General features: G+C 58.6%; 21 protein-coding genes. 1 reads left to right on the top strand and 20 read right to left on the bottom strand.

What is annotated here, in order from left to right; translation table 11 throughout:
* Positions 1-8 precede the first annotated feature (8 nt).
* The gene (locus KJB29_RS08305; protein WP_215734205.1) at positions 9-2,528 is read left to right on the top strand and encodes a 6-hydroxymethylpterin diphosphokinase MptE-like protein; all 2,520 of its coding nucleotides are present in this window, start codon (positions 9-11) and stop codon (positions 2,526-2,528) included.
* 87 nt (positions 2,529-2,615) lie between these two features.
* Here the strand turns inward: KJB29_RS08305 and KJB29_RS08300 are convergent, their stop codons facing one another.
* From KJB29_RS08300 to flhA, 20 genes are all read right to left on the bottom strand, one after another.
* On the bottom strand, positions 2,616-3,026 hold the full coding sequence (locus KJB29_RS08300) for a hypothetical protein (RefSeq protein WP_215734204.1): 411 nt from the start codon (positions 3,024-3,026) through the stop codon (positions 2,616-2,618).
* Positions 3,027-3,040: 14 nt separating this feature from the next.
* A complete protein-coding gene (gene fliS, locus KJB29_RS08295; protein WP_215734203.1) occupies positions 3,041-3,463 on the bottom strand; it encodes a flagellar export chaperone FliS in 423 nt (140 codons plus the stop codon).
* Positions 3,464-3,476: 13 nt separating this feature from the next.
* Positions 3,477-4,895, bottom strand: coding sequence for a flagellar filament capping protein FliD (fliD, locus tag KJB29_RS08290; protein WP_215734202.1), 1,419 nt, complete (start codon positions 4,893-4,895; stop codon positions 3,477-3,479).
* 185 nt (positions 4,896-5,080) lie between these two features.
* Positions 5,081-5,908 (bottom strand): flagellin N-terminal helical domain-containing protein, encoded by an 828-nt coding sequence (locus KJB29_RS08285; protein ID WP_011365667.1) that lies wholly within the window; start codon positions 5,906-5,908, stop codon positions 5,081-5,083.
* Between the two features lie 256 nt (positions 5,909-6,164).
* On the bottom strand, positions 6,165-6,626 hold the full coding sequence (locus KJB29_RS08280) for a flagellar assembly protein FliW (protein ID WP_215734201.1): 462 nt from the start codon (positions 6,624-6,626) through the stop codon (positions 6,165-6,167).
* Between the two features lie 6 nt (positions 6,627-6,632).
* On the bottom strand, positions 6,633-6,869 hold the full coding sequence (csrA, locus tag KJB29_RS08275) for a carbon storage regulator CsrA (RefSeq protein ID WP_004512412.1): 237 nt from the start codon (positions 6,867-6,869) through the stop codon (positions 6,633-6,635).
* 28 nt (positions 6,870-6,897) lie between these two features.
* Entirely contained in the window at positions 6,898-7,782 is an 885-nt protein-coding gene (gene flgL, locus KJB29_RS08270) for a flagellar hook-associated protein FlgL (protein ID WP_215734200.1), read from the bottom strand.
* 41 nt (positions 7,783-7,823) lie between these two features.
* On the bottom strand, positions 7,824-9,257 hold the full coding sequence (gene flgK, locus KJB29_RS08265) for a flagellar hook-associated protein FlgK (RefSeq protein ID WP_215734199.1): 1,434 nt from the start codon (positions 9,255-9,257) through the stop codon (positions 7,824-7,826).
* A 3-nt stretch (positions 9,258-9,260) separates the two neighbouring features.
* A complete protein-coding gene (locus KJB29_RS08260; RefSeq protein WP_215734198.1) occupies positions 9,261-9,758 on the bottom strand; it encodes a flagellar protein FlgN in 498 nt (165 codons plus the stop codon).
* A gap of 17 nt (positions 9,759-9,775) precedes the next feature.
* A complete protein-coding gene (gene flgM / locus KJB29_RS08255; protein WP_215734197.1) occupies positions 9,776-10,069 on the bottom strand; it encodes a flagellar biosynthesis anti-sigma factor FlgM in 294 nt (97 codons plus the stop codon).
* Positions 10,066-10,431: a rod-binding protein gene (locus KJB29_RS08250; RefSeq protein WP_215734196.1), complete on the bottom strand. Its 366-nt coding sequence runs from the start codon at positions 10,429-10,431 to the stop codon at positions 10,066-10,068. Before KJB29_RS08250 ends, flgM begins: the two co-directional genes overlap by 4 nt.
* Before the next feature lie 147 nt (positions 10,432-10,578).
* Positions 10,579-11,673, bottom strand: a complete 1,095-nt coding sequence (locus KJB29_RS08245) for a flagellar basal body P-ring protein FlgI (protein ID WP_215734195.1) — start codon at positions 11,671-11,673, stop codon at positions 10,579-10,581.
* Between the two features lie 157 nt (positions 11,674-11,830).
* Complete coding sequence (locus tag KJB29_RS08240; RefSeq protein WP_215734194.1) at positions 11,831-12,511, bottom strand: flagellar basal body L-ring protein FlgH; 681 nt, start codon at positions 12,509-12,511, stop codon at positions 11,831-11,833.
* Positions 12,512-12,566: 55 nt separating this feature from the next.
* Positions 12,567-13,277 carry a flagellar basal body P-ring formation chaperone FlgA gene (flgA, locus tag KJB29_RS08235; protein ID WP_215734193.1) on the bottom strand — a complete coding sequence of 237 codons (711 nt, stop codon included), beginning with the start codon at positions 13,275-13,277 and terminating at the stop codon, positions 12,567-12,569.
* Positions 13,278-13,362: 85 nt separating this feature from the next.
* Entirely contained in the window at positions 13,363-14,151 is a 789-nt protein-coding gene (flgG, locus tag KJB29_RS08230; RefSeq protein ID WP_215734192.1) for a flagellar basal-body rod protein FlgG, read from the bottom strand.
* 82 nt (positions 14,152-14,233) lie between these two features.
* Entirely contained in the window at positions 14,234-14,962 is a 729-nt protein-coding gene (gene flgF, locus KJB29_RS08225; RefSeq protein ID WP_215734191.1) for a flagellar basal-body rod protein FlgF, read from the bottom strand.
* A 44-nt stretch (positions 14,963-15,006) separates the two neighbouring features.
* Positions 15,007-15,759 carry a FliA/WhiG family RNA polymerase sigma factor gene (locus KJB29_RS08220; protein WP_215734190.1) on the bottom strand — a complete coding sequence of 251 codons (753 nt, stop codon included), beginning with the start codon at positions 15,757-15,759 and terminating at the stop codon, positions 15,007-15,009.
* Positions 15,756-16,691, bottom strand: coding sequence for a MinD/ParA family protein (locus KJB29_RS08215; RefSeq protein ID WP_004512400.1), 936 nt, complete (start codon positions 16,689-16,691; stop codon positions 15,756-15,758). The genes KJB29_RS08220 and KJB29_RS08215 overlap by 4 nt, the downstream gene beginning before the upstream one ends.
* Positions 16,688-18,046, bottom strand: coding sequence for a flagellar biosynthesis GTPase FlhF (gene flhF, locus KJB29_RS08210; protein WP_215734189.1), 1,359 nt, complete (start codon positions 18,044-18,046; stop codon positions 16,688-16,690). Before flhF ends, KJB29_RS08215 begins: the two co-directional genes overlap by 4 nt.
* Positions 18,036-20,120: a flagellar biosynthesis protein FlhA gene (gene flhA / locus KJB29_RS08205; protein WP_215734188.1), complete on the bottom strand. Its 2,085-nt coding sequence runs from the start codon at positions 20,118-20,120 to the stop codon at positions 18,036-18,038. Before flhA ends, flhF begins: the two co-directional genes overlap by 11 nt.
* Positions 20,121-20,503 lie beyond the last annotated feature (383 nt).

Genomic DNA, 20,503 nt, shown 5'->3' with positions numbered 1-20,503 from the left:
GCTCTAACATGTCCGATACGGGAAATTACCTCGGGCCATTTTTGGTAAACGACTTCGGAGATCGCTACCTCTACCAGGTAAACCGGAATGCATTCAACTCCATCGGCTCCGATTCGCTCTATGCATCAACCTACGGAGAATCACTCTTTGCCGAATATCAGTTTAACATCATCATCGGGACAGATTCAGGGGTGTTTCCCACCTATGTTGTGAACAAAGGGATTCCATCCGGATCCCGTTATCTTTTCATCGAGTTGCCGGAGGTGATTGAACGGCTCTCGGAAGAGGGAATCCTTAAGGAACTCCCGCCTGAAGTGATCATCGCCACGCCGGACACCTGGGAGGAAATAGCAACCGACCTGCAAATCAACGAGTATGTTTTCATTGACGCGGTCAGGGTTAATGAATCAATCGCTTCGAGCGATGCCAATCTCCCCGAATATCGCGACATCTCCTGGAATATCAATCTGAATGTCAGAACTCTCGTCAATGAAACCCATGCCTCCATCAACTGCACCCAATACATACTGAGGCAACTCGAAAATCTTGCAGAAAACCGTGTCGCATTCTCCCGGACCCTCGTCGACACCTTTAAGGGAAAAACCGCTGTTATCCTTGCCGGGGGTCCGTCGCTCAGGGAAGCTCTCCCGTGGGTTCGGGAAAACCGTGACCGTCTTGTTCTTATTGCCGTTTCCCGAATCAGCAAGATCCTCCAGAGCGAACAGATAGTGCCGCACCTTGTCGCCACAGTTGACCCCCAGAAGGTCAGTTTCGAGGTGAGCCGTGAGATGTTGTATTTTGCCGACAAGGAGGAATCTCCCGTTCTCGTCAGCAGTTATCATGCCTCTCCCCTGCTGGTGGGGCAGTGGGGCGGGAGAAGCGCCTACACCGACAGCCTTTTCCCTTGGCGCACCCCCCTGAACATCGAAACTCATCTCTATACGGGACCAACAGTCAGTAACTACGCCCTCTCTCTCGCCATAAACATGGGATGTGAAACCATCGTTCTTGCCGGGGTCGACCTCTGTTTCTCCCGTGAAGGGCATACCCACGCCGCCGGAAGCGCTGAAAACAAGGTGGGGCCCGACTTAGGCCAACTTTCTCCACGCATCGAGACTAACGGAGGCTGGCTGGCCGACACCAACCACGGATACGCTCACTCGCTGGAGATTCTCAAGCTTCAGGCTGAATTGGCGGTAAACAAAGGGCACCGGCTCTACAACATCTCTCTGGGTGCCGCCAAGATCCCCCTCATCGAGTACAGGCCTCCCTCGGAGATCGAATTGTCCGAGGACACAATCTCTACTTCAGCACTCATTGACAAATACCTGCCTCCTCCGACCTCAAAGGCCCGATTGAGCCACTATCGCAAAATCAAGAAGGAGCTCGAACGTGCCCAGCGCAAATTCAAGGAGATTCTCTCACTCTCTCAAGAGGCCTTGGAGTGTACCGATGGGTTGTTCGGACGCAATGGCAAGGAGCGCAGCTTTCGCCATAAAGTGCAGATGGACAAGATTGAACGGAAGCTTGACCGACGTTATGGAGATTTTTCGCTATTGATAAAGCAGTTTGGTCTAAAAAAGTTCCTCTCAATTCTTAGAACACCAAAAGAGGAACAGGAGTGGACAGACGAACAGATCGAGAAAGCAACCCGAGATTATTATCAGGCATACATGGCAGGGACTATCCAACTTCTGGCCGTAACAAACAGTGCACTCTCCAGAATAGAGGCCAGAATAGAAGAGGAAAAGTCTTCGCCGGACTGCGACCTCTTCATCTCCCAGTGGTTACGGGACGGGCAACCGGGACGCGGCCGCCTTTGGTTGCGCAATCACCCTGCCGCTGCTCAATGCCTTTCTGAAGCGATACTGGGAAAATTCCGCGATCTTGATGATCAATTTACCCATCTCATGACCGATGAGCAGACCATCAGGATGGAACTGCTGGAAAAGGGCTATGACCTGAAGCACATCCGGAGCAAGGCGCGGCTGCTCTTCCGGAGGGGTGAGCGTCAAGAACTGGAAGCAATGGCCACGGGGATTACCTCCCATCCTGACCGAGAGAAGGCTGAGCCGTACCTTCATTTCATCAACGGCCTGATTGCCGAACTTCAGCAAGAACCGAACAGGGCGATCGAATGCTATCAGCACCTTTTGGTCGACCCTCCACACCCGACGACTGAAGACGCCTTGCGGCAGATAGCCTCTCTAGCCATTGCAGGCAACGACGTTGAAAACGCCCTCCTGGCCCTTGAGTGTCTGTCGCGCATGTCTCCGGCCTACCTTTCGCCTTACGGAGAAATTCTGAAGGCCCTTGGACGCTACGACGAAGCCTTCGATGCCTTCAACCGTTATCTTTCCATTGCACCAAAGGATGTGGGAACGCTGGTGACTCTCGGCATACTTTGCCGGGATGCCGGGCTTGCGGACACGGCCCGGGATCTTTTTGCCAGGGTGCTGGAGAATGACCCGACAAACCGAGTTGCACTTTCACAATTGGAGGGACTCGCCGCTCCATCGAATGATTGAACCATTAATCCATTTCTTTCTGACAAAGAAGGGCGACAGAGTACCTGTCGCCCTTCTTGATCGCATTCTTCTCCAACTGCCCGTAATCTACAAAACACTGTCGAGCCGATGTCGTCTCGTTCCGCCTACAGTCTCTCCATAGGCAGAAAGAACCTTCGCCTCTTTGGCACATGCTGCAAGGGCATCGCCGATGGAGGCAAGTCGTCCCTTTGCCAAGGCAACGGTCATTGCGTCTATTTCCAAAACTCTTTCCATGGTCTCTTTCTGGCATATCCTGAACTTAGCAACTGCTGCATGTGCGTCAGGGGAACCGTCCATGCAATCATAGAGACGGACGTCAAAATTCTGAAACCAGTCTACAATCTCCTGCCGCCGCGCCAAGAGTTGAGCAAGCTCATCATCGGCAATAATGTCAAGATCACGCAGCAGCTTTTCCGCCTCCTGCAAAAGCAGAGAACTTTGTCGCTCCGCATCCACCAGAAGATCACCAAGGGTCATCGACAATGGCCTCTCTAACCTGCCATGCGAGATACGTGCTGCTCGTTAAGTAAAGCAACGCGTTCACGTTGAACAATCTCAGCAGCTTCCTTCCAGGTATCCCTGAGTATGGTAAGAATCTTGACTGCATTTTCCAGATGCGCGATCTCATATGACATATTGGCTTTGGTATACTCATCCATTAGGTAAAGATACAACTGTTCAAGGTGAGCCGCAATTTCACCTCCAACCTCGTGATTCAGAGTGTTCATCAGTTCAGTAACTATTGCCAAAGCTTTCCCGATATAAATCCCCTTTCCTGGCACATCTTTGACAAGAAGCCGCTCCTGAGCTATACGGGTGAAGTTGATCGCCCCGTCGTAGAGCATGATAAGAATCTTCTCTGGGGAAGCTGTCAACACTTGGTTGTTCTGATATTGGTTAAGCGGCGAGTACATGCCCCCTCCTTCGTTACAGCTTGCTCAGGTAGGTTAGAAGTGAATTACCCTGGGTCTGTAATTTGCTGACGGTAGTTTCCATATTGGTAAACTGAAGTTGAAGATTAGACTGCATCTTCTCTATACGGCTTTCAAGCGAATCAATCTGGTCATCGATGTCAGATATTGAAGTATTAAGGCCCTTGATACGCGTCTCAATGAGTCCGTTAGTTGACACGCCAGTGCCTATATAGGGGCTCACCATCGAGTCTATTGTGAGATTAAACTGTTGCGCAATGCCATACTGATTACTTGGCAACGTCGTGTAGGTTCCCGTGTTATGGGTAAAAAGATCGGCAACAGCTTCAAAATTAGTGGAAAGTGCCGAGGACAGGGCCGTGGAATCGACTGAGAGAGTCCCGTCTTTCTTGTCCGAGGTTATCCCGAGACTGGCAAGACTGGTGTATGGTCCAGTAACGCCTGAAACGGTTGTAGACAGGAGTGACTGAAGCTTTGACTGTATTGTCCTTACTGTCGAATCTCCTGAGAGCACGCCTGCAGTCTTCGTGTCCGGGTTATAGATAGATTGTTTGTTTACCAAATTGATAACATCGTTATAAGCAGACACGAACTCATTAATTTTATTTGTGACTGCACTCGTATCGTTAGCAACGTTAACAGTAGTGGTGCTGCCCTCTTTCAGCAGGTTCAATGTTATCCCTTGGATAGCATCGGTGACAGTATTCGACGTTTTCGTCATGGTGATACCATCGACAACCAAGGTTGCAGCGGTGCCGGCCTGATACGACGGATCCGACGGCCCAAGCATGGTTGGGAGCAACGAACCGGTCCCCCCGGCCGGAGGAGTTGTCAAACCGGAGAAATTCAGTGTGTAGTTATTCGTATCCTTGCCTGTCACAACCAAACGGTAGGGGGTTGCTGACCCATCATTGATGATAGATGCGGTAACATTAGCACCAGAGGTGTTGATTGCCGACACTATATCCCCAAGGGAATTCTGCCCTTCAGCAATACTGACCGTCGTGGTCTTGCCTGCACTGTCAGTAATGGTGAAGCTCCCGGTATTGAAAACCTTGTCTGTCTGGCTGGCGACGCCCGTGGATACCTGGCGTTGGTTTTTTGCCAGGGTCGTCACCTGTACTGTATGGGTTCCCGGTGTGGCAGTACTGGAGCCAGACGCAGTGAGGACGGAATTGTCTGCCACTGTTGTCTGCATTGATTTAAAATTGCCAAGAGTATTAAATCCCTTCACAACCTTCTGAAAGCTCTTGAGGGCTGTTTCTATCTTCTGAAACTCTGAAATTTGGTTCTGAAATTTCTGTTGCTTCGCCTTCATGATCCTCTCAGGTGCCCGTTCCAGCTGCATAAGCTGAGAGATGATCGACGAGCTGTCAAGGCCAGTTACCAAACCGCTGATTGAGATGTTAGCCATGGCTTTTCCTCCCAAACAATGGAAAGCAATTCCCGCGCCAACCACAGGGACCCTTTCCATCTATTGCCCATGATTCCCTTTATCTATCTTATCGGCAACAGCAGCAAAAACTTTAATGACGGTAAAAAAAAAGAGGGGGGGGAAACAAAGCCCACCCCTCTTTACTACTGCAGTGTCAACGTGTTTTAACGAAGCAGGCTCAAAGCTGTCTGCGGAGCCTGGTTGGCTTGTGCCAGAATAGAGGTGCCTGCCTGAGTCAAGATATTGGCACGAGTCATGGCAGCGGTTTCCGACGCGATATCGGCGTCGGCAATCCGGGATTGCGCAGCCGAGGTATTCTCCACGGCAACCTGCAGGTTGTTGATGGTGGACTGGAGGCGGTTCTGGATTGCACCGAGGCCAGCGCGGGTCTTGGAAACCTTGTCGATCGCCGTGTCTAGGGTTGCGAGCATGGCTTGGGCAATACCACCGCTGGCACCACCGATGCTGCCCCTAACGAGCAGTGCGTTACTTGCGTTCATGGAGCTCAGGGCAATGGAAAGCTTGTCAAAGGAGCTGTTGCCGGTACCGATCTGAATCTTGATGGTCTTGGCGGAGCTGAGAAGGTTCGTGCCGTTGAACGTGGTGGCAGCGGCAATACGGGTAATCTCCGACCTGAGTTGCTGGAACTCACCGTTGATGTAGGAACGCTGGGCGGTGGTCAGGGTGCCGGTTGCGGCCTGGGTAGAAAGTTCGCGCATCCGGCCCAGGATGTTGCTCACTTCGTTCAGGGCGCCTTCAGCGGTCTGCACAAGAGACACACCGTCGTTGGCGTTACGGACGGCCTGGTTCATGGAGCGGATCTTCGCCTTCATCCCCTCGGAAATAGCGAGACCGGCGGCGTCGTCGGCGGCGCTATTGATCCGGAGGCCGGAAGAAAGGCGCTGCAGGGACTGGTTGAGGGATACCTGGGTCGAAGCGAGGTTGCGTTGGGCGTTGAGGGATGCGACGTTGGTGTTGACTGTGAGTGCCATGGTGTAAATCCTCCGTGAGATTGTTTTGGGGTTTCCGTACCCCTTTAAGGTGTGCGTTAGGTCGATCTTGCCATTTTCCGCCTGGGCCCCGGCGGTAGCCGGCGAGGTTTCCCTCACGCTTGCTGCTCTTGGTAACGTTATCGGCAGGGGCAAAAAAAACTTTAGAAAAAAAATTACATTTACTGATTTTTTGCAAAAAAGCCTCCCGACGGGCGTCGAGAGGCTCTCATCAACAGGCCGGCAGCCACGCCACGGGTCAACCGGCGCAAGAAGTCTCGACGGTCTCCCTTCCTTTGGCAATGCCGAACAGGGGATACCGTGACGGAAACCTGCTCCCTTCGAGAACGATCTGCTTTGCGATCATCCGCTCAGGGTTGAGAACAATGGGCCCCTGGAGATTGACCGTGATGTCCGCCGGATCGGTGGCGAGCGTAACCACGAGAAAAACAACTATTTTCGACTTTTCGTCGAGGGATAACCGCTCATATTCATCAGAGGTAAGGGAAACTGCGTAGTCGGGTAATGTCTGCCGCGCGTCCACCATAACGAACGCGAGATCAGGATTGTCCACCGATTGGAGCCAACAAAACGGTGCGTGCTTTTCGGGATTCAGGAGCGTGAAGCGGGTCTCGGCAAAGCCCGGCATGGCGTCCGGCAGAGTTATGATCTTATCGTCATCGATGTCAAGCAAACCAAAACGAGAGGTTTCTATTTTCACAATACGTTACTCCTTCCCGGCACCGGCAAAGTTGACTGCACTCTCAAGGTCTTCCAGGCTCCAGGCGGCCGCCAGTTGGTTTTCCTTCTGGACCTTGAGGTAGATCTCCTCCCGGTAGATGCGCATGTCGCCGGGGGCCTCGATGCCGAGCCGCACCTGGTTCCCCTTCATCTCCACCACCTTGATCCTGATCTGATCGCCGATAGTGATCGTTTCGCCCATTTTTCTCGTTAATACCAGCATAAATTGTGCCCTCCTGGCGCTCCCCCTCTTACCTGAGGTAGTCGAGAAGCGAAACCTGTGAAACCTTTGCCGAAGCAGCCACTGCCGCCTGATATGCAGTCTGCTGCTTGGATAGGTCGCTGATGACCTGCATCAGATCTACATCCTGCTTGTCTGAGGTAATCTTGGTGAGACTCAGCTTCATGTCGTTAACGATATTATTAGCCGCATTAAAATGGCTCATCCGAGCGCCGAGATCGGTACGGGTTGCGAGCACCTGCCCCAAGGCGTTATCCAAAGTCGACAGCTCTGCCTGGACGCCACTGGTATTATCAGCACTCAGTGCATTGATGATATTGTCGAGGCTGGAAATAATGTCAGTTCCCCCGCCGGTTCCGCGGATCAACTGCCCCCCAGAATAGTTCATCTGCACTGAAGAACCCCGGTCCACCTCCACCATGATGGCGTCGTCAGTGCCGTTAAAGTTCCCCGACGCATCGAAGGGAGGGGTATCGTTCTTGAAGCCACCGAAGATGTATCTGCCGTTAAGCTGGGTGTTGCCGAGGGTGATGATCTGGGCCTTGAGTTCCTTGAACTCATTAACGGCAGCAGCCCGAGAGTTGGCGTTATTGGTTTCGCTCGACATCGCCACAGCAAGCTCCTTGGCCCGCGTAATGACGTTACCCAGCTCAGACATGGCCCCCTCGCTCATGGTGAGCCAGGCAATGCCATTTGAAATGTTGCGGGCATACTGATCGCCGGCGGTCATGAGCGATTTCATGTGGAGGATCTGCTGGGCCGTCACCGGGTCGTCGCTGGCCGTACTGACCTTGTAGCCGGTGGAGGCCTGCTGTTGCAGATCCTCGGTCCTCTTGCGGATGGTCTGGAGGTTGTTGGTGACGAGGTTAGCCGTAGTGTTCTGGGTTACACGCATAATATGGGTCTCCGTTCCCAAGTCTTGATCTCGCTCCAATACTAACGGATGAGGCCGAGGATGGTGTCCATCATGTCCGAACCGACATTGATCAGCTTGGCGGCCCCTTCATAGGCCTTCTGATACTTGACCAAGTTGGCCAACTCTTCGTCGAGGGAGACGCCGGAATTGGACTCGCGCAGATTGTCCAGCTGCTTAACGATTCCGCCCGACTGGTCGGCCCTGCGGGTAGCATCCTGCACCGACACTCCCACCTTGCCCACCAGGGAGTTGAAAAATCCCTCCAATGTCAGATTGCCGCCTGAGGTAGCCAACACCTTGTCATAAATGCTGGCGATACTGGAGGCACTCTTGTTGTTGCCGGTGCCGCCGGTGAGAGGATTGCTGTCTGCGGCAGCGACGTCAGAGGTCTTTGAGATGGCGAGAGAAATCCCCCCCTTGCCGCTGTAGCCAGCCATCGCAGCAGGAGGATTAAAAAAGTTGCGTCCAGTAATGCCGGTGAGGCCATAACTGGCCGAGTGTACACTGTTCACCTCGTTCGCAAGGTTGTACGCCAGTTCGTCCAGGTCGGAGAGAAAGCCGTTGATGAGCGTATCCCGAACTTGAAGCGCCCCCCCCATCTCTCCCTGTGCGTTGCCGGGTCCTCCGGCAATGGTGCTGATATCCACCGCGGTATTGCCGCCGGGGGAGGTAGCCATGATCTTGTAGTAACTGGAATTGCCAGGATCGGGCTCAAGGGAAAGTTTTGCCGCCTTGTCGCCAATGACCAGCGGCTGCCCGAGAGTAAGGCTGACGCTCAGAGTCCCGTCGCCGTTTTCCACATAGGTGATCCCGACCTTCGATGACAGCTGGCGCACAAGGAGATCGCGCTGGTCACGCAACTCGTTCGCATGCCCCCCCTGGATCTCGATCTGCTTGATCTGGTCGTTCAGCGAGGCGATTTGACCAATTTTGTCGTTAACGTCCGAAGCGAGCCCTTCAAGGGATTTGTTGGCCTCGTTCTTCACATCGTTGAGGTAACCATTGATCCGCTGAAACTGGTCCACCAGCTGCTGTCCCATAGAGAGAACCGCCTGACGCTCGGGCTGCCCCTGGGGGTTGGCGGTGAGGTCCTGCCAAGCGTTGAAGAAGTTCTGCATCGCCTTACCAAGGCCGTCGGTGGTTAAATCATTGAAGAGCTGCTCAGTCCGCTTCATGGAGGAGAGAACCGCCGTACCGAAACCGTTATCGGTATTTTCCTTGGAGAGTTGCGACTGCAGAAAGGCGTCGTAGGCCCGCTGGATATCCGCCACTTTGACGCCGGTTCCCATGGGAAACCCGCGCTCCATGGTCGTGATTCCCGTCGCGAGAACCGTTGTCTGCCGCGAATAGCCGGGAGTATTGACGTTGGTGATATTCTCGCTCGTCACCTCAAGGGCGAGCCGTTGGGCAATCAGGCTGGACTTGCCGATGTCGAGGATGCTCTGGATGCTCATGAATCAGATCTCCTTCCGAAGGAGGCGGGTACCGGCGCCCCGCTCCACCATCTGCCCGGAGCCGCCGTAGGTCTCGGAAACGGTGAAGCGGCTCTGAAAAAAGGCGAGGGAGCGGTTGATGGTGGTGAGGGAGCTCCCCAGGAACCGCCGGTTCTCATCCACCATCTGCCGGATCTCAGCGGCAAGGGTCGCGATGGTCTTCTGCAGCGCGGTGAGTTCAGCCTGTTCGGCAGGGGCGCTCCTGGCGATGATGGGGGAGAGGGTTGCATTGGCCGGCAGGCCAAGGCGCTCCGCCTCGTTGGCCATGAGCTGGCGGCAGTTGCCGTCGAGCACTTCCATGGCAGCGACCACCTCCAGCTTGCGGGCCGTTGCCTCGTGGAGCCGCTCGGTATCGCAGCTGATGGTAGCCTCCCGTTCTTCCGCCAGAAGCCGCACCATCTCCTCCATGCTCGCCCTGCGGGCGTGGAGCACATCCGCCAAATTCGTCATTCCTTGTGACATTCGTCTCCTCCGTCGTCCTAGCGGAACAGGGCCAGCATCTTGCCGGCCACAAGCCGGCTGTCGACCGTGTAGGAGCCGCCGGCCACCTGCTGTTTCAAGGCAGCAACCCGGTCGGTGCGAACGGTTTCTTCCGCCGGAGCGATCTCCTTCAGCCGCTCCACCTGCACCTTGCCGAGGGAAAGCTCAACCCGGTCGGAGGACTGGACCGTTCCGGCAGCGGGAGCCTGCACAGGCGTGGCCTGCTTCTCTCCGGTTGCGGGGCGCACGGCGGCGGCGCTGGAAAGGGATACGACATCGTTGATTACCGTCATTGTTTCTCTTTACCTTTCGGAACCGTAAGGGGCGCTTTTTCACTGCGGGGCGCCGCATCCCGCACAAGCTGCTTCTCGATCATGGCAGCAAGCCCTATTCCTCCCTGACTCGTGGCAATGGCGGTGGCATACTCCTGGTCGAGCATCGACTGGAACATCTCTTCCCCCTTGCCGCCGCCGGTGAGCTTGTCTTTCCCCACGGTCTCACGCATCGACTTGAGCATCATGCCGACGAACATGGCCTCGAACTCCTGGGCCACCTTGCGGGCGGCCTTGGCGTTGTTCCCCCGGGCCGCCAGTTGCCGGGCGCGGGAGGCATCGCTCTCCTGAACGAGGGTATCGGGAGGCATGGAGGTCTGCATACTCTTCCTTTCGACAAAAGCCGTGAAAACTTGAGCAAAAAATAAAGCCTATTTGGCATGCAGCATGTTGCATGCCAAATAGGCCGGGACCGGGAATCGGGGACCGGTAAAATGCCTTTCCTGGTCCCTGGTCCCAGGTCCCGGCCTTTAAATTACTTCCACCTCGGCCTGCATGGCCCCGGCGGCCTTGATGGCCTGGAGGATGCCGATCAGATCCCGGGGCGTCACGCCAAGGGCATTGAGGGCCCGGACCACCTCGCCAATGCTGGCTCCCTCCTTCACCACGGCGAGCCCGCCGCCCCCCTCGTTCACCTTGACCTCGGTGCGGGGGACCACGACCGTTTCGCCGGTCCTGCTGAAGGGTGCGGGCTGGGAGACCTTGGGGGTCTCCTTGATGTAGAGGGTGAGATTTCCGTGGGAAACGGCCACTGTCGAAATCCTGACATTGTCGCCAATGACGATGGTGCCGGTCCGCTCATTGAGGACCACCTTTGCCATGGCATCGGGACGCACTTCCAGGCGCTCCATGTCGGCCACGAACTCCACGACTCTTCCCTTGTAGGATTCAGGCAGGTTCATCATGACCGCGCCGGGGTCGGTGGCCGCGGCAACGCCCCCCTTGAACCGCTCGTTCACTGCCTGGGCGATGCGGGTGGCAGTGGTGAAGTCGGGCTGATGGAGGTTGAGGCGGAGCTGCCCCCGGTCGGACAGCACGTTGGGAAGCTCCAGTTCCACCAAGCCGCCATTGGGGACGCGTCCCGCAGTAGGGTGGTTCTTCTGGGCCGATGCCGCCTGCCCACCGTAGGAGAAGGAGTTGGTCAGCACCCCCCCTTGGGCCACGGCGTAGACCCGGCCGTCGGCCCCCTTGAGGGGGGTCATGAGAAGAGTGCCGCCGGCGATGCTCTTGGCGTCACCCATGGATGACACGAGGGTGTCGATCCGGGTCCCCTGCTTGGCAAAGGGGGGAAGGTTGGCGGTCACCATGACAGCGGCCACGTTCTTCACGGTGATGTCTTTGCGGTTCACCGTGACCCCCATCCGTTCCAGCACGTTCGCCAGGGACTGGACCGGGAAGTTGGTCTGGTCGCTGTCGCCGGTGCCGTTGAGCCCCACCACGAGGCCGTAGCCGATGAGCTGGTTCTCCCGCACCCCGTCGAAGCTGGCGATGTCCTTGATCCGGACCGCCAGGGCCAGTTGGGGGAGGGCAAGAAGACAGATGAGCAGTGCAAAGATTTTTTTCATGTTTTTTCCGTTAACACCACTGCCGGTTCCGGAAGTGTGATTTTTTCGCAAGGTCAAGTCGGTCAAGGAATTCCGCGGAGGCGTACCCGTTGGTACGCCGCACAAGGAAATTTCGCAGGCCAACGCCGAGATTGCGGAAAAGGCGCACTTCCTTCCACTAGAAGGGCCAGATGTAGTCCAAAATGTTCATCAACCACCCCGGCCGCTGCCGATCGCTGACAACCCCCTCACCGGTGTAGGTGATGCGGGCATCGGCAATGAGGGAGGAGCTGACCGTATTGTCGGGGGAGACGTCCCGGGGGCGCACGGTTCCCTGGAGGATGATGATCTGGTCCTCGTTGTTCACCTTCACGTTGCGTCGCCCTTCGATAAGGAAGTTGCCGTTGGGGAGGACGTCGGTGATTTTGGCACTCATGGTGGCCACAAGATTCTCTTTCCGGGTGGTGGCGCCGCTTCCCCCGAACTTTGATGTGGTGCTGGCCCCCAGGAGGTTCCCGAGGTCGGCGTTTGTCAGCTTGCCCAGGAGCAGTTTTTGCCTCTCAAGCCCCATGAGGTAGGGAATGCTGGCCGAAATGCTGGCGTCGCGGTTCGTGTCAGTGGTGGCCTGCTTGCTGGCACTGGCGTTCTCCACAATCACCACGGTGATGACATCGCCCTTCCTGCGGGCCTTGTTGTCCTCCATGAGCCCCGCCGACGACGCCTGCCAGATGGAGCCGTTGGCGTAGGAGGGCTGGGGCGCCGGGAGCTGTTCATCAAAGGAAGGGGTTCTCACTTCCGCCTTCTCGATGGCACAGCCAGCCAAGGCGAGACAAAGTATTGACACTGCCAATCGGTTCACTGACGTACTCCTGAAAAGCCGGGACCCGGGATCCGGGACCGGGGACCAGTAACACCTAGAAATCCACTTGAACTGTGCCGGCATCAATGACCCGCGCCGGCACTTCCTTGAGGGAACCGAGGTTCTGGACCATGACGATGTCCCCCTCGGCGCCGTTGCCCCGGGCCTTGCCGGTGGCGGTAAGGCGCATGGCCTGGTTTTCGACGAGGATGGTGACCAACTGGCCGCTCTTGACCAGGGGAACCTTTTCGAGCTGATCCCCGCGCAGCGGCATGTTGGCGCGCACCGGCATCCGGGCCCGCTTGCCAATCACCTCGTCCGCGCTCCGGTAGACCCGCCCCGTAAGAGTCGAGATGTCGCGCCGCTGTACCGTCACATCGGCGGCGCCGATGACGTCGCCCCGCTCCAGAGCCCGGAGCACCACCACCGTGTCGCCAAGGGCCTCCACCTCCACGGGGACGGAGATGTTCCGCTCCACCCGATCGTTTACCCGGACGATGACGGCCAGATTCGCCTTCCCCCACCCTTCCCACCGATTCGGGGCGGCCACCTCGAAGCTGACCTCGCCGACGGGGACCTTCAGATCCCCCTGAAAGCCGATCCGCTTCAGGGTCGTCTCCATGCCAAGACCGTCGGTCTTCTGGCGGACGAATTCGGTGATGGCCTCCTTCACCCGGGCATTGGAGATGGTCTGGAAGGCAGGGGCGGCCAGGGCGGTCGAAACCACAACCAACGAGAGAACAAGTACCACTATTACGTGCTTCATTGCGCTTCCTGTATCCCCTCACCCCCAGCCCCTCTCCCCAGGGGAGAGGGGCTGGGGGTGAGGGGCATTGCGTTGGCTGCGCCTCTTACCGCTTGAGGCTGTTGGCCGTCTGGAGCATCTCGTCAGCGGTCTGGACCGCCTTGGAGTTCACCTCGTAGGCCCGCTGCCCCGTGATCATGTTCACCATCTCTTCCATGACGCTCACGTTACTCATCTCCAGGAACCCCTGGGCGGTGGTGCCAAGGCCGTTCTGGCCCGGCGTGCCGGTGGTGGCGTTACCCGAGGAGTCGGACTCCTGGAAGAGGTTCTTGCCGATGGCCAGGAGCCCCGACGGGTTGGAGAACATGGCCAGTTGGATGTTTCCTACGTTGGTGGGGCTCTTCTGCCCCGCCTGGGAGACAGAGACGGTCCCGTCGTTACCGATGTTGATGGCCGTGGCGTTGTTGGGGACGACAATCTCGGGAATCAGGGGATAGCCGTCGGAGGTGACCACCCGCCCCTGGCTGTCCCGCTTGAAAGCGCCGGACCGGCTATAGGTGGTGGTGCCGTCGGGCATCTGGATCTGGAAGAAGCCGTCCCCCTCGATGGCCATATCCAGCTCGTTGCCGGTCTGGTTGATGTTGCCGATGCTGAAAATTTTGGTGACTGCCGCAAGCTTGGCCCCGAGACCGATCTGGATGCCGGACGGCACCTGCGTGGTGTTGGTGGAGGGGGAACCGGTGGTCTTCATGTTCTGGTACATGAGATCCTGGAAGTCGGCCCGGCTCTTCTTGAACCCCGCGGTGTTGACGTTGGCCAGGTTGTTAGCGACGACGTCGATGTTCGTCTGCTGGGCCTGCATCCCTGAGGCCGCCGTCCACAGTGCTCTGATCATGTTTTTCTCCTTGTATTGTTTCCGTGCGCCCTGGGCGGACGCAGTCCGCCCCTACGAATTACCGGTCCCCGGTCCCGGGTCCCTAGATCTTCCCGATTTCGTTGGCCGCCTTGCCGGTCAGGTCGTCGTAGGCCTTGACCACCTTGGAGCACATCTCGAAGTAGCGGTTCGTCTCGATGAGCTGCACCATCTCCTGGACGGTGTTCACGTTGGACTCCTCGATGGCCCCCTGCATCACCTTCTCACCGGTCACCGGATTGGGCGTGGCCTGGGGGTCGGCCGGCGCGAAAAGCCCGCCGCCGAGCTTCTGGAGGGCATAGGGCTTGGGGAAATCGACCACCTCCAGCCGCCCCACCTGGCTCCCGTCCACGAAGACCTCCCCCTTGCCGTTGATGTCCACCTTTCCCCCAGCAATAACGATGCCGCCGGCCACCTGGGCGCCGTCGGCGGTCACGAGCCGGCCGGTCGAATCGAGGCGGAAATTCCCCTGCCGGGTGTAGGCCCGCTGCCCGTCGGCTGTAGTGACGGCGAAGAAGCCGTCACCGTCTATGGCCAGATCGAAGGGGTTGCCGGTCTGCTTCACGGAGCCGGGGGAGTAGTCGGTGAAGAAGGTGGTCTCCGCGAATACCGGTGCATCGGTGCCGCCGCCGGGACGGGGCTGGGCTCCCACCGTCTGGAGCATGCTCTCGAAGGTCATCCGGTCCTTCTTGAAACCAGGGGTGTTGACGTTGGCCAGGTTGTTGGATAACACATCGAGCCGTTTCATGGCCGCGACGTTCCCCGTGAGTGCCGAATAGATACCGCTGTTCATAGTCGCTCCTGTCGTTGCGGGACTGAGCCTTCAGCCCTCAGCCTTCACCGCATATTCTTCATCTTCGCCCGCAGGCGGACGATGGCCTGGCTGTGGAGTTGAGAGATGCGCGACTCGGACAGATCAAGCACCGCGCCGATCTCCTTCAGGTTCAGTTCCTCGTAGTAGTAGAAGGTGATCACGAGCCGCTCTTTCTCGGGGAGCCCCTCGATGGCCTCGGTGAGCGTATCGAGCATCTGCCGGGCCATGAGCTGGCTCTGGGGATTCTCGACCCCCTTATCCTCCAGGATATCCAGAAGCCCGAAGGGGCTGCCGTCCTCGTCCTCCCACGACTCGTCGAGACTCACGAAGGAGAGGAGGTGAATCTCCTCCAGCATGTGGTGGTAGTCCTCCACGCTGATTTCCAGGGACTTGGCCACCTCTTCGCTGGTGGGGTTGCGGCCGAGCCGGTGCTCCAGCATCACGAACTCCCGCTCCAGCTTCTTGAACTTGTCCCGTAGGGACCGGGTGAGCCAATCCTGGGAACGGAGCTCGTCAATGATGGTCCCCCTTATCCGCTGCTCGGCAAAGGTCTTGAACTGCACCCCCCGGGATGGGTCGAACCGCTCGGCGGCGGTGATGAGGCCGATAACGGCGGCGCTCATGAGGTCATCCTGATCCAGGTGCGGGGGTAACTGGGAGGCGATCCGTCCCACCAGAAATTTCACCAGGGGGAGATGGGTAACGATCAGCTCGTCGCGGGACTGGGCCGACGAACGCTGAGCCTCCTGCTCGTATGCCTTTACCAGACAGTTCATACGTTCTCCATTTCGGCGTCGGCGCTGAGGAATCTCCTGAAGAAGAACTGCACGTTGCCCTTGAGCCGGTGCTCGCCGCCGTTTTCCAGGATCCGCCGGGCCAGGGTGGCGAAGCAGCCGGCGGCGGGGGAGTCGGGCAAGAGTTCGATGACCGGTTTCTGGCTCTTGACCGCCTCGAGGATGGCGTCGTCCCGCAGGACGCACCCCAGATAGTCCAGGGAGATGTCAAGAAACCTGCTCGTCACGTTGGAGAGCTTGGCGAAGACCTGGAGAGCGTCGTCGGTGTCCCGGGCCATGTTGACGAGCACCTTGAAGTAGCGCTCGGAATGCCGCGTGGCCAGAAGCTTGATGAGGGCGTAGACGTCGGTGATGGAGGTGGGCTCCGGCGTCACCACCACCACGATCTCCTGGGAGGCAGTGTTGAAGTAGGCCACGTTCTCGGAAATCCCCGCCCCGGTGTCGACGATGAGGATGTCGAAATCTTCTTCCAGGGCGTCGAGTTCGTCCATGATTTTGACGCGCTCCTGGAGCCCCAGGGAGGTGAAGTCGGGGAGACCCGACCCGGCCGGGATGATCCGGATGCCCCCCGGCCCCTCGATAATAATCTCCTCAAGCCGCTTTCTGCCGGCAAAGACGTCGTTCAGGGTGTAGTCGGGAGTCAGCCCCAGGAGGACATCGATATTGCCGAGCCCCAGATCCGCGTCGATGACCAGGACCTTCTTCCCCTTGCCGGCCAGGGCCAGGGCCAGGTTGACGACGACATTGCTCTTGCCGACTCCCCCCTTGCCGCTGGTCACGGAGATGACCCTGATTCCCTTCAGGCTCTGCCCTTCAAGGGCACGGGCCGCCGAGGCCTTGCGCTTCTTGTTTACGGAGGTGGCCAACTGCCGGAGGCTGTCTGCCTGATCTCCCGTGGTCGCCGTGACGTTCATTCCTTGATCTCCCCCAGGACAAGCCCGGCTACCCTGCCGGGCGTTGCTATTTCAAGATCCTCGGGCACCCGTTGCCCGGTGGTGAAGTAAGAGAGCGGGAATCTGGTCCGCAGGTGGGCGTTGACGATGGTGCCGTAGCTCTCGCTCTCGTCCAGTTTGGTGAAGATGACGCGGGAGATGGGGAGGACGCCGAACCGCTCCACCACCTCCAGGATCTCCCGGTCACGGGTGGTGGCCGCGAGACAGAGGTGAATCTCGATGGCGAACCGCGACTCCAGGAATCCCTTCAACTCCTCGATCTTCTCGTTATCCTTGTGGCTCCGGCCGGCCGTATCGATGAGGATCAGCTCCTTGTCGGAGTGGAGCTCGATGGCCGCCTCCAGTTCGGCAGGCGTCGATGCCACCTCCACGGGAACCCCCATGATGCGGGAGTAGGTCTTGAGCTGCTCTACCGCGCCGACCCGGAAATTGTCGATGGTGATGAGGGCGGCCCGGTGATTCTCCCGCAGGGCATAGTGAGCCGCCAGCTTGGCAATGGTGGTGGTCTTGCCGACCCCGGTAGGACCCACCAGGGCCACAATCCGCGGGCTGTTCTTCTTGAAGGCCACGGGACCGGCACATTTGATGACGGAGGTGAAGGCATTGGGAAGGAATGAGCGGAGCGCCTCCACGGTCCCCCCCTTCTTGGCCTCGGGCTCCACCTGCTCCATGACCGCCCGCACCGCGCCCCGCTCCAGCCCTTTGCGGTGCAGCTCGCTCATGATCACCCGAAGTGTCCCCTTGAAGCCCCCCTTGCCGCCGTCGGCAGGAGCCGCCGCAGGCTTCGCAAGAACTTCGGCCTTCTCGGCGGGGGTTACCTCCTCGCCGGCCTCCTTGGCAGCCAGGGTCTTGAAGAGGAGCTTCTTCATCTCCTCCAGGTCCTGCTTCTGGATCGTCTTCGGCACGGAGTCGGCGGGAGCCGACGGAACGACCTTTTCCGCCGCCGGAGCGGCGGGCACGGCCTGGGACGCTGCCTGGGCCTTGGCGGCCGCTTCCTTGCGGGTGAGGACCTCGACCCGCTCCCGCAGATCCTTCAGCTCCCGGGCTAGGGGGCCCAGCATGGAGTTCTCCATCATCTCCTTGGCGGAGAGGGTCTCCTCCTGGGCCTCCCGGTAGGGATTCTGGCTCGGCGCCGGCTGCCGGGGCTTCATTTCGATGCCGGCGGTCACCTGCACCACCTCTTTGGAGAAAAACCCGAGGATCCCCCCCCGTTTCTCCTTTTTCGAGGAGATGATCATGGCGTCCGGGCCAAGCTCTGCCTTGACCTTCCGGAGGGCCTCCGACATGTCCACTGCTTCGAATGTTTTAACCAGCATTGAGCGTCACCACCCCTAACGATTGGATTTTGACGTTTGACGGAATCTCGTTGTGCGACAGCACCGCCAGGTTCGGAACAAACCGCTCGGTGAGCTTCTTCACGTGCCGCCGGATGGACGGCGATGCCAGGAGCGTGGGATTGGTCCCCGCCTGGTTGAACTTCTCGATCTCCTGCCGGATGCCGGAGAGGATCACCTGAGCCGTGTTTGGCTCGATGGCCAGATAGCTCCCCTGATCCGACGGCTGGATACCCTCGGCCACGATCTCCTCCACCCGGCGGTCGAGACTGATGATGCAGAGGGTCTCGTCGTCCCGCTTGTACTGGTCGACGATGTAGCGCCCCAGGGCCTGGCGGGTGAACTCGGTGAGCATCTCCGGGTCCTTGGTGAGCCCGCCGTAGTCGGCCAGGGTCTCCAGGATCGTCCGCAGGTCCCGGATGGAGACTCCCTCGCGAAGAAGGTTCTTGATGACCCGGAGCACCGTCCCCAGGTTGAGGAGGTTCGGCACCAGCTCGTCCACCACCTTGGGGAAGCTGGACGACAGGTTGTCCAGAAGCTGCTGGAGCTCCTGGCGCCCCACCATCTCGTGGGCGTGCTTCTTGATGATCTCGCTGATGTGGGTGGCGATGATCGTGGTGCTGTCCACCACGGTGTAGCCGTAGAGCTGGGCCTGCTCTTTCACCTCGGGCCTGATCCAGATGGCCGGAAGGCCGAAGACCGGCTCCGTGGTCCGCACCCCTTCCACCTGGACGGCAACGGCGCCGGAATCCATGGCCAGGTACTGGCCGGCCAGCTCGCCACCACCCACCTTGGCCCCCTTGATGAGGACGTTGTACTCGTGGGGCTTCAGCTGCAGGTTGTCGTGGATATGGATCGGCGGCACCACGAATCCCATCTTCTGGGCGTACTGGCGGCGGATGGAGCGGATCCGCTCCAGGAGTTCCCCCTCCTGGGCCGCATCCACCATGGGGACCAGCCCGTATCCCACCTCCAACTCCAGCATGTCGAGGGGACGGATCGCCGCCTGCTCCGCCTCCCCGGCCTCGGACGGAGAAGGGAGGGCCGTCAGCTCCTCCTCCATCACCTGAGGAACTTCCTTGGCCATGCGCCCCCCCATGTATGCCAGCCCCGAGAGGAGGAAGAAGGCGAAGTGGGGTAGCCCCGGGATGAGGCCGAAGGCGAAGAGCACCCCGGAGGAGACGTAGAAGGCCTTGGGATAGTTGAGGAACTGCCCCGTGATCTCGTGGCCGAAGTTCTTCTCGTCGGCCGAACGGGTCACGATGATGCCGGCGGCGGTGGAGATGACAAGGGCCGGAATCTGGGCCACGAGCCCCTCGCCGATGGTCAGGAGTGTATAATTTGACAGGGCCGCTTCGAGGGACATCCCGTTCTGCCAGACGCCGATGACAAACCCGCCGATGATGTTCACCAGCATGATGAGGATGCCGGCGATGGCGTCCCCCCGCACGAACTTGCTGGCACCGTCCATGGAGCCGTAGAAGTCGGCCTCCCGCGACACCCGTGAGCGGCGGCGGCGGGCCTCCTTCTCGTTGATGAGCCCCGAGGAGAGGTCGGCGTCGATGGCCATCTGCTTACCGGGCATGGCGTCCAGGGTGAAGCGGGCCGCCACCTCGGCCACCCGGCCGGCGCCCTTGGTGATGACCGTGAAGTTGATGATGACGAGGATCAGGAAGATGACCGCCCCCACCACGAAGTTTCCGCCCACCACGAACTGGCCGAAGGCCTTGATCACGTGCCCGGCCGCGTCGGTCCCCTCGTTGCCGTGGAGGAGGATGAGCCGCGTACCGGCAACGTTCAGGGCGAGGCGGTAGAGGGTCGTAACGAGGAGTACCGACGGGAAGACGGAGAAATCCAGGGGCTGCTGGGTGTAGAGGGCCACCAGGAGGATCGCCAGGGCGATGGTGATGTTGGCGGCGAGAAAGATATCGAGCAGGATCGCCGGCAGCGGCACGATCATCAGGGCCAGGACGCCGATGAGCGCCACGGCCATGTAGATGTCCGAGTTGCTTTTTGCTGGCTGAAGATCCACAGCTCCGGCCGCCGGGTGTGCCATAGGGTAAAATCTCCTTGAAAATTCAAGCCCTTTTTGGGCGCACCCATAATTCTGCAACCGTTGTGCCAGATGGAGAGGGAGAAATGTGGTTGAACCGTGGAGAAAGGACTGCCGGTAGCGGAGGGAAATGCCTAAAGAATTGCGCGGTCGTGCCGATAAGACCCATAGCAGGTCATAAGTACGGCATTTTGAAATGTATCGGTCAAGGTTTTGACGGGAAGTGTGCTGTCTGGCCGATTCCTTGTGTCAGTAATACTCCTCCCCATACTCCGGCACCTCGTCCAGGTATCCCGGAATCCCCTCAAGTGAGGTATCCTGATGACGATGGACACTCCCGCTTGGTAAACTACCGAGAGGGAGGTAAACATGAAACAGCAGCAGCG

This window comes from Geobacter grbiciae (genome assembly GCF_018531165.1).
Classification (GTDB): domain Bacteria; phylum Desulfobacterota; class Desulfuromonadia; order Geobacterales; family Geobacteraceae; genus Geobacter; species Geobacter metallireducens.
The sequence above is the reverse complement of the archived record's forward strand: the minus strand, read 5'-3'. Positions and strand labels throughout refer to the sequence as shown.